Below are 8,452 nucleotides of genomic sequence, written 5' to 3'. Positions count from 1 at the left end.
TGAGGGACCCCCTGGCGTTCCTGGCCGGCGGCGGCGAGGCCGCGCGCATGATCCGCGCGCGGGACTGGACGGGCCACCCCCTGGGGCCGCCCGAGACCTGGCCCGCGGAATTCCGCGCGGCGCTGAGCCTCGTCCTCAACTCGCCGGAATCGATGATCCTGGCCTGGGGGCCGGACCTGCACTTCTTCTTCAACGACACCTACTTCCCGCTGCTCGGGCCGCGTCTCGCCTGGGCGATGGGCGAGCGCTTCGACGTGGTCTGGGCCGATGCCCTGGATCAGGCCAGGCCCATCATCGCGGACGCCCTCGCGGGGCGGGCGAAGCGCTTCGTCGACCTGCCCTGGACGCTCGATACCGACCGGGGCCAACGCGAGACCTGGTGGTCGTTCTCCTATTCCCGCGTCCTCGACGCGGACGGCGACGTCGCCGGCCTCTTCATCGTCACGAACGAGACCACCGCGCGGGTGCTCGGCGACGCGGCCCTGCGCGAGAGCGAGGAGCATTTCCGGCAGACGGTGGAGCTGAACCCGCAGGTCCCGTGGACCTGCGATCCAGACGGGAACATCACCTCCTACTCGAACCGCTGGCTCGAACTCACGGGCCAGGCACCCGGCGAGCCGGACGGCTCCGGCTGGCTCGCGGCCCTGCACCCCGACGACGTGCCCGAGACCCTGCGGGTGTTCGGGAGCGCGCTCGCCTCCGGCGAGCCGGTCGACGTCGACTATCGCCTGCGCCTGGCGTGCACCGACGCGTATCGCTGGATGCGCGCCCGGGCCCGGCCCCGCCGGGACGAGGCGGGTGCCATCGTCCGGTGGTACGGCGTCGTCGAGGACATCCACGACCGCAAGCTCGCCGAGGCGGCGTTGCGCGAGCTGAACCGGACGCTGGAACGCCGGGTCGAGGAGGCCCTGCTCCAGCGCAAGCTCTGGGCCGAGGTGTTCGAGACCACCGACGCCCTCGTGGGCGCGCTCGGCACCGATTTCCGGATCCTGGCCGCCAACCGTGCCTGGATCGCGGAGTTCGAGGCCTTGTTCGGCGTGCGGCCGCGGGTCGGCGACGACCTGCGCGATCTCCTGGCGCACGCGCCCGAACTCCTCGCCCCCGTGCAGGCGACCTGGGAACGGGCGCTCGCCGGCGAGGCCTTCACGCAGACCGAGGCCTTCGGCGATCCCGACCGCAAGCGCCCCTGCTACGAACTCAAGTTCACGACCCTGCGCGACGCGGACGGGCGCCTGATCGGCGCCTTCCAGTACGCCCAGGACATCTCGGAGCGCCTGCGGGCCCAGGAGCGGCTCGCCCGCGCCGAGGAGGCGCTGCGCCACGCCCAGAAGATCGAGGCGGTGGGGCAGCTCACGGGCGGCGTGGCGCATGATTTCAACAACCTCCTGACCATCATCCGCTCGTCGGTGGAGTTCCTGCAGCGGCCGGACCTCGCCGAGGCGCGGCGCGCCCGCTACCTCACGGCGGTGAGCGACACGGTCGACCGGGCCGCGAAGCTGACGAGCCAGCTCCTCTCCTTCGCCCGGCGGCAGGCCCTCAAGCCCGAGATCCTCGATGTCGGCGAGCGCCTGCGCGGGGTCACCGAGATGTTGAACGCGGTCACGGGCGCGCGCATCCGCATCCTCACGCGGGTGCCGGACGGGCCCTGCCACGTCCGGGCCGATCCGAGCCAGTTCGAGACCGCCGTGGTCAACCTGATGGTGAACGCCCGCGACGCCATGGACGGCGAGGGCACGCTGACCCTGCGCCTCGTCCGCGACGCCCGCCTGCCGAGCATCCGGGGCCACGCGGCGGCGACGGGCCCCTTCGCCATGCTCTCGGTCACGGACGAGGGGACGGGCATCCCGCCCGACCTGATGGACCGGATCTTCGAGCCCTTCTTCACCACCAAGGAGGTCGGCAAGGGCACCGGGCTCGGCCTCAGCCAGGTCATCGGCTTCGCCAAGCAGTCCGGCGGCGACGTCGACGTGACGAGCACGGTCGGCCGCGGCACCACCTTCACCCTCTACCTGCCGCAGGTCGAGGCCCCGGAATCCGAGGCCCGGCGGCCCGCGCGGGAGCCCGGCGCTCCCGGCGCGGAGCGGAGCCTGCGCGTCCTCGTCGTGGAGGACAACCTCGAGGTCGGGCGCTTCTGCACGCAGCTCCTCGAGGATCTCGGGCACGCGACGGTCTGGGCGCACAACGCCGAGGCCGCGCTCGCCGAGATGGCGCACGGCTCCGCACGCTTCGACGCGGTGTTCTCGGACGTGGTGATGCCCGGGATGGGCGGCATCGCCCTGGCGCGGCGCCTGGCGGTGGACCACCCCGGGCTGCCGGTGATCCTGACCACGGGCTACAGCGATGCCCTGGCCCGGGACGACACGCACGGCTTCGACCTCGTCCGCAAGCCGTACTCCACCGGGCAGATCGCGAACGCCCTGCGCAACGCCCTCGCGAGGCCGCACTGACGATGCGCGCTTGGGCAGGACGGCTGACCCCGGCGACGGGTCGCGGGGCGGGCGCACGCGGCCCGCGCCATGGTATGGCTCGGCGCGGCCGTGGCCCGGCAAGGCATGGGCACCGGCACGGGCATTGGCAAAGCGGGGCATCATCCGGCATGGGCAGGGCATGACTGACGGCAACGAGGACTTTCCCGCCGGACCGGGTCTCGACACCCTGGCGGGTCCGATCGCCGACGCCCCCCGCGCCGTCCTGCGTGTCGACGCCGCCGGCCGCGTGCTGGAGGCGAGCCCGGCCGCCGTCGCGCTGCTGGAGCAGGGGGGTGCGGCGCTGACGGGCCGGGACTTCTTCCGGGACCTCGTCCCGGGGGCCGACGTCCCCCGCGGGCGCGGGCGCTTCCTGGCCGGCCTGCGCCGGGGCGGGGTCGATCTGCGCGGGCGCTTCGCCCTGGACCGCGCTTCGGGACCGGTCCGGTTCGACCTGCGGGCCGTCTCGGAGGCCTCGGGGACCGGAGCCCTGATCGACCTGGGTTCGCCCGAGCGCGCCTTCGGTCCGGGCGTCGGCGACGCGGTCGTGCTGCGCCGGAAACGGGCGCAGGCCGTGGACGTCTCGGCCTGCGAGCTCGAGCCGATCCACGTCCCGGGCTCGATCCAGCCCGATGCCGTCCTCCTGGTCGCGGAGCCCGCCGGGCTGACCGTCCTCGCCTGCAGCGCCAACGTGGCGGAGGCGTTCCCCGGGGCGGGGCCAGCCCTCCTCGGGCGCCCCATCCTCGGGCACGCGTTGGACGGCCTCCTGCCGGAGGCCTTCGTGGCCGATCTTCGCGGCGCCCAGGTCGAGGATCGCCTCGGCGACGGCCGGACCGTGTCCGGCACGGTGCGCCTCGACGGGGAGGGCGGCAGCGCCTTCCGCGCCGTCGCGCATGCCCAGGGCGGGCGCATCCTCGTCGAGCTCGAGGGCCTGCCGGACCGGCCCGGGGATTTCGGTCCGGCGGACCCTCTGGGGGCGGGGCCGGCGATGTCCCGGCTGCGGGCGGCCGGCAGCGTCGCCAAGGCCGCCGCCGCGACGGCGCGCGAGGTCCGGGCGATCACCGGGTTCGAGACGGTCCTGGTGTATCGCTTCGATCCGGACTGGAACGGCGAGGCCATCGCCGAGGACCGGGTGCCGGACTGGTCCCGCTCCCTGCTCGGCCTGCATTTCCCCGCCTCCGACATCCCCGCCCAGGCCCGCGCGCTGTACGTGCGCTCCCGCAGCCGGTTCGTGACGGACCGCGATGCGGAGCCGGTGCCGATCCTCGGCGACGCCCGCCACGCCGGAGACCCCATCGACCTCACCTTCGCGCAGCATCGCTCTCTGTCGCCCATCCACCTGGAATATCAGCGCAATCTCGGCGTCAACGGCTCGATGTCGGCCTCGATCATCGTGGACGGGACGCTCTGGGGCCTGCTGATCGGCCATCATCGCCGCCCGCACTACGTGCCGCCGGAGGCCCGGGCCTCGGCCGCCCTGCTGGCGGAGGCGCTGGCCATGCGCGTGCAGGAGATCGAGGGACGCCGGCTCTGGGAAGCGCAGCAGGCGCACCTGGCCGCCGAGGGCCGCCTCGTGCGCCAGCTCACCCGGTCCGACGACTACGTGGCGGCCCTGACCGGCGGCGAGACGACGATGCTCGACCTGTTCGAGGCCAAGGGCGCCGCCGTGGTCTCGGCGGATCGCGTCACCGTCGTAGGGTCGGCGCCCGCGCCGGAAGCGATCCTGGCGCTGCGCGACTGGCTCCTGGTCGCGACGCCCTCGGACGGCACCGTGTACAGCACGCACGGCCTGCCCGCGGCCTACCCGCCGGCCGCCGCCTTCGCCGACCGGGCGAGCGGTCTCGCGGCGGTCTTCGTGGACGAGGCCCGGCGCAACCTCCTGCTGTGGTTCAGGCCGGAGGTGCCCAGCACGGTCTCGTGGGGCGGCGACCCGCGCAAGCCCGTGGTGCCCGGCCGCGGCGCGGCGCCGGTGCTGCCGCGCCGCTCCTTCGAGCGCTGGGTCGAGGAGCGGCGCGGGCTGGCCGAGCCCTGGGTGGCGTGGCAGCTCTCCTTCGCCGCCTCCCTGGCGGAAGTGGTGGAGGGCGTCGTCCTGCGCCAGCGCCGCACGATCGTCGAGCTGACGGGATTGCTCGCGGACAAGGAGCGGGCCCTCGAACAGAAGGACGTGCTGAGCCGGGAGATCGACCACCGAGTCAAGAACTCCCTCCAGATCGTGGCGGCCTTCCTGCAGATGCAGCAGCGCCAGACCCGGGACCCGGAGGCCAAGCAGGCTTTTGCCGAGACCTCCGCGCGCGTGATGAGCGTCGCGCGGGTCCACGACAGCCTCTACCAGGCCGAGAACGTCGAGGACGTCGACCTCGGCCAGACCATCGAGAGCCTGTGCCGCGACCTGTCCGGGATGGCGGGGGACGGCCAGACCGTGGGAATCACCGCCGACGCGAAGGTCATGGTGCCCTACCGCAAGGCGGTGGCCCTGTCGCTGATCGCCACCGAACTCGTCACCAACGCCTTCAAGTACGCCTCGCGCGAGGCCGGTGGGGGGCACATCGCCGTCAGCGTCAGCGACCAGGGCGAGGGCCGGGTGCGGGTGCGGGTCTGCGACGACGGCGAGGGCCTGCCCGAGGGCTGGGCCGACCGCAAGCCGAAGGGGACCGGACTCGGGATGAAGCTCGTGCGGGCCATGCTCGACCAGATCGACGCGACGCTCGAGGTCGCCAACGCTCCGGGGGCCTGCTTCACGGTCCACGCCTGAGGCCCGGCGGCCGCGTTCCGGGGTCGGTGCGATATCCGATTCGTGACACGGCGGCATGAAACGGGCCGGGGCCCGCGTCCGTTGCGCCTCTCGGAACACGGCCGAGCCTCCGGGTGCCGACTTCTCCGGGTGGCTATGACCGCGCAGATCCTTCCCGTCGCATTCGCCAGCATTTTCGTGGCGGGTTGCCTGGTAATCCGGGCCCTGCAGCGTTGGTCGGACCTCGTCCTGGGGGGCCTCGCGTGGGTCTTCGCGGCCGTCGTTCTCCTGCTCCTGGCCGAGATCGCCGCGAATCATCTGCCGCGCCCCGTTCCGGCGGCCGTCGTCCAGCCGCTCCGGGGTACGCCGGACGCCGCCGGGGCAGGGGGCTCCGGTCCCGACGGCACGACGGAAATGCGGGCCAGGCCCCCAGACCGGGCGACGCTCACGGTCCAGGATTGAGCGTCCGCGCGCAAGCGCGACGCGAACCATCCGGCGGATCGGCCGTTTCCTGCCACCGGGAGGTGCGCCATGACCGTCGTCGCTTCGAACAAGATCTGGCTGGAAGGCAGCGCGGCCAGGGCCGAGGGGAAGCCCATCTCGGACAATCCCTATCCGGCCGGATCGCAGGAAAGCGCCGACTGGATCGACGGCTACACCACCATCGAGGCCGAACAGCTTGTCGCCGGCCCGGATGCGGGCGAGAACCTGTGACGCGAGAACCCGTGACGTAAACGGTGACGCCCCTCGAATTCCTATGACATAAGCGCAGCATGACCGAGCCGAGCACCAGCACCTACCCCTACACCCTCGAGGTGGAGCCGAACCCGCGTGCCGCCGGCACGTGGCAATGGGCGATCCGGAAGCACGGCAAGCTGATCCAGCGCTCCGATCGGGCCCAGGTGAGCGAAGCCAAGGCGCGCGCGCAGGGCAGCGAGACGATCGAGAAGCTGCTGCACGGGGGCGACGAAGGGCGCTACTGAACCGCCGTCATTCGGGTCGCCCGCCCTTGACCGATCCCGTCGTCACCGGCTCGACAAGGGCCGCCGCGAAGGGGTTGAGCCCGCGCCGGTCCATGACGTTCGCCGAGTACAGGGAGCCGGCCGCGAGGAGGCCGATCGCCAGCGTCGCCTTCAGAAACGTCCAGAGCCGGTCGATGGCGGGTGGCATGGTTCATCCCTGACTGAGTGCTCAAGGTGCTTGCGTCCGGTTAGTGGCGCCTTAATGACCGGGCGCATCGGTGGGCCCGGCCATCCTGTCCGGCCGCGCGGCGGATGCGGCATCGACGGACCACCGTGATCCATATGCGACAGTCCGGTGGCGGCGTCCGGCGCCGGGTTCGGCAGGGACGCGACAGCCGGGCGCCCGATCCCCGTCGTACGCCGCCATGGCTCTCTTCAAGGGCCGGACAGGAATCCGCCCCTGCGACTCCTTGCTTCGCACCTGCGAGGAACGGGCGGCAGCGCGAAACATTCTCTGCTCACATCCGAACATCCTTGGCATACCAGCGGAGCGCCCTGCATGCGCAACCACATCACGCCGATCCATTGTGCCCTGTCGACCGCCGTGGCCGACACGCGGAACGCGGCGACCGGGCCCGACGGCAATCCGCACCTCACGCTGGTCCATACCGAGCGCGATCGCCCTGCGCGCATCTCCGCGGACAAGCCGGGCGAGGTCGTCCCGTCCTCGTATGACTTCGAGGGCTTCGGGTCCTTCTCCGGCTGACACCTGTCCGCCCCGCATCCTGCCGGGATCCGTGACGCGGATCCCCCTCTCGCCTTGCCGTCGCAGCCCTCGGAGATCACGATGACCACCCTCACGCACCTCGACGCGACACCGCACCAGACGACGAACGCTGCCCTCCGTGCCGACGCCCCGCGCGTCGGGACGGGGGGCGCCACGATGAACCGGGCCCACCGGGTCGGGGACACGATCGACACGGTCGATCAGGTCAGCAGCGTGACCCTTCTGGGTATGGCCGTCGTCGGCGCGGGCGTGATGCTGGTCGCGCACTGGATCGTCGGCTGATCGCCTGAGCGGCGCACGACGCCCCGACACGGCGGGGCTTTCCCCCGACCGGGGTGTCGGCGAAACCGGAAGGGAAGCGGCGGTCGCCGCCGCTTGCTCCGGGACCCGATGCGCCTGCCCTGCCGGACGCCCGGGCAGGCGCGTTGGCATCGCTCGAACACGGTCGCGGCGGCTGGACGGCAAGCAGGCGTACGTTGGAACACCGACGCTTCGTCCGCCTCGGTTCTCGTCTCGCCGCCCATTCGTGCAGCAAAACCACCCGCCACGGCTGCGGAATCGGCTCGGGACCCGGGCCCCGGCATGGGGGCCGGCCACGGGGAGGACCGGCAAGGGCCGCGTTGAACGCGACGGCGCCGCCGCATGACCGGCGATGGCACAAAACATGATACAACTTCTCTGATCGCAACACGGAGGATGCTCCGGCAGGAGCGATGAGCGGTCGCACCGGGGATATCGGGTCTTCGAAAACGAAGTGTGTTTTGGCGTTTGTCTTGAGAATCGACGAAGCCGGAGCGGTCAGGTGGGACTTGGCCTGCGCCCCGGACGATCTCGAATATCCGCAACCCACACTTCGCGATAGGAAGCGACGAGATTTCCCGAATCCAGAATCAGAGTCCAGGAATCATGTCCGATCCATCGCAGACCCTCAACCCGAACAACTTGCTCGATCATCTTGAATACGTGCCGTTCATCATCTGGCTGACAGGTCTGTCCGGCGCCGGAAAATCGACGATTGCGAGCATTCTTCAAAGGCAGCTTTCGTCGCGGGGGCGGCGTTCCTATATCCTCGACGGCGATATCCTGCGGACCGGGATCAACAGCGATCTGGGTTTCTCGGACGCCGACCGGGTCGAAAACATCCGCAGGACGGCCGAGATCGCGCGGCTCCTCGCCGATGCCGGCCTCATCGTGATCGTGGCCCTCATCTCTCCCTTTCGGCGCGAGCGTGCGCAGGCACGGACGACGGCCGGGCGCATCCCGTTCCTCGAAGTCTACGTCGATGCGCCGTTGGAGCACTGCGAGAAGCGGGATCCCAAAGGCCTGTATCGGCGGGCGCGCTGCGGCGAGATCGCGCATTTCACCGGGATCGACTCGGCCTACGAGGTCCCGGAATCACCCGATATCCATCTCGATACGCACGCTCTCACAGCGGACGAGGCCGCGGGCCGGATCCTGAACCGGATTCAGGGGACCGAGGAACAGGCCTGATAGCGCCGGAGCTGTC

Annotated in this window: 9 protein-coding genes; 8 read left to right on the top strand and 1 reads right to left on the bottom strand. The window is 71.4% G+C overall.

Features of this window, described 5'->3' with window-relative positions; all coding sequences use genetic code 11:
* The first annotated feature begins 11 nt into the window (after positions 1-11).
* From K2X24_RS08950 to K2X24_RS08930, 5 genes are all read left to right on the top strand, one after another.
* Positions 12-2,447, top strand: coding sequence for a PAS domain-containing protein (locus K2X24_RS08950; protein ID WP_292496936.1), 2,436 nt, complete (start codon positions 12-14; stop codon positions 2,445-2,447).
* Between the two features lie 160 nt (positions 2,448-2,607).
* Positions 2,608-5,217 (top strand): histidine kinase dimerization/phosphoacceptor domain -containing protein, encoded by a 2,610-nt coding sequence (locus K2X24_RS08945; protein ID WP_292496935.1) that lies wholly within the window; start codon positions 2,608-2,610, stop codon positions 5,215-5,217.
* A gap of 135 nt (positions 5,218-5,352) precedes the next feature.
* A complete protein-coding gene (locus K2X24_RS08940; RefSeq protein ID WP_292496934.1) occupies positions 5,353-5,658 on the top strand; it encodes a hypothetical protein in 306 nt (101 codons plus the stop codon).
* Between the two features lie 69 nt (positions 5,659-5,727).
* Positions 5,728-5,910 carry a hypothetical protein gene (locus K2X24_RS08935; RefSeq protein WP_292496933.1) on the top strand — a complete coding sequence of 61 codons (183 nt, stop codon included), beginning with the start codon at positions 5,728-5,730 and terminating at the stop codon, positions 5,908-5,910.
* Between the two features lie 59 nt (positions 5,911-5,969).
* Entirely contained in the window at positions 5,970-6,179 is a 210-nt protein-coding gene (locus K2X24_RS08930) for a hypothetical protein (RefSeq protein WP_238279613.1), read from the top strand.
* A gap of 7 nt (positions 6,180-6,186) precedes the next feature.
* On the opposite strand, the gene K2X24_RS08925 is transcribed toward K2X24_RS08930, so the two are convergent.
* Complete coding sequence (locus K2X24_RS08925) at positions 6,187-6,366, bottom strand: hypothetical protein (protein ID WP_238279615.1); 180 nt, start codon at positions 6,364-6,366, stop codon at positions 6,187-6,189.
* A gap of 351 nt (positions 6,367-6,717) precedes the next feature.
* Here K2X24_RS08925 and K2X24_RS08920 point away from each other — a divergent pair, with 351 nt between their 5' ends.
* From K2X24_RS08920 to cysC, 3 genes are all read left to right on the top strand, one after another.
* Entirely contained in the window at positions 6,718-6,924 is a 207-nt protein-coding gene (locus tag K2X24_RS08920) for a hypothetical protein (RefSeq protein ID WP_292496930.1), read from the top strand.
* A gap of 81 nt (positions 6,925-7,005) precedes the next feature.
* Complete coding sequence (locus tag K2X24_RS08915) at positions 7,006-7,227, top strand: hypothetical protein (protein ID WP_292496928.1); 222 nt, start codon at positions 7,006-7,008, stop codon at positions 7,225-7,227.
* Between the two features lie 624 nt (positions 7,228-7,851).
* Positions 7,852-8,436 (top strand): adenylyl-sulfate kinase, encoded by a 585-nt coding sequence (gene cysC, locus K2X24_RS08910; protein ID WP_292496925.1) that lies wholly within the window; start codon positions 7,852-7,854, stop codon positions 8,434-8,436.
* Positions 8,437-8,452 lie beyond the last annotated feature (16 nt).

It is taken from the genome of Methylobacterium sp., assembly GCF_019750675.1.
Taxonomy (GTDB): Bacteria; Pseudomonadota; Alphaproteobacteria; order Rhizobiales; family Beijerinckiaceae; genus Methylobacterium.
Note: the sequence above shows the minus strand (reverse complement) of the source record. Positions and strands in the feature narration are given on the sequence as shown.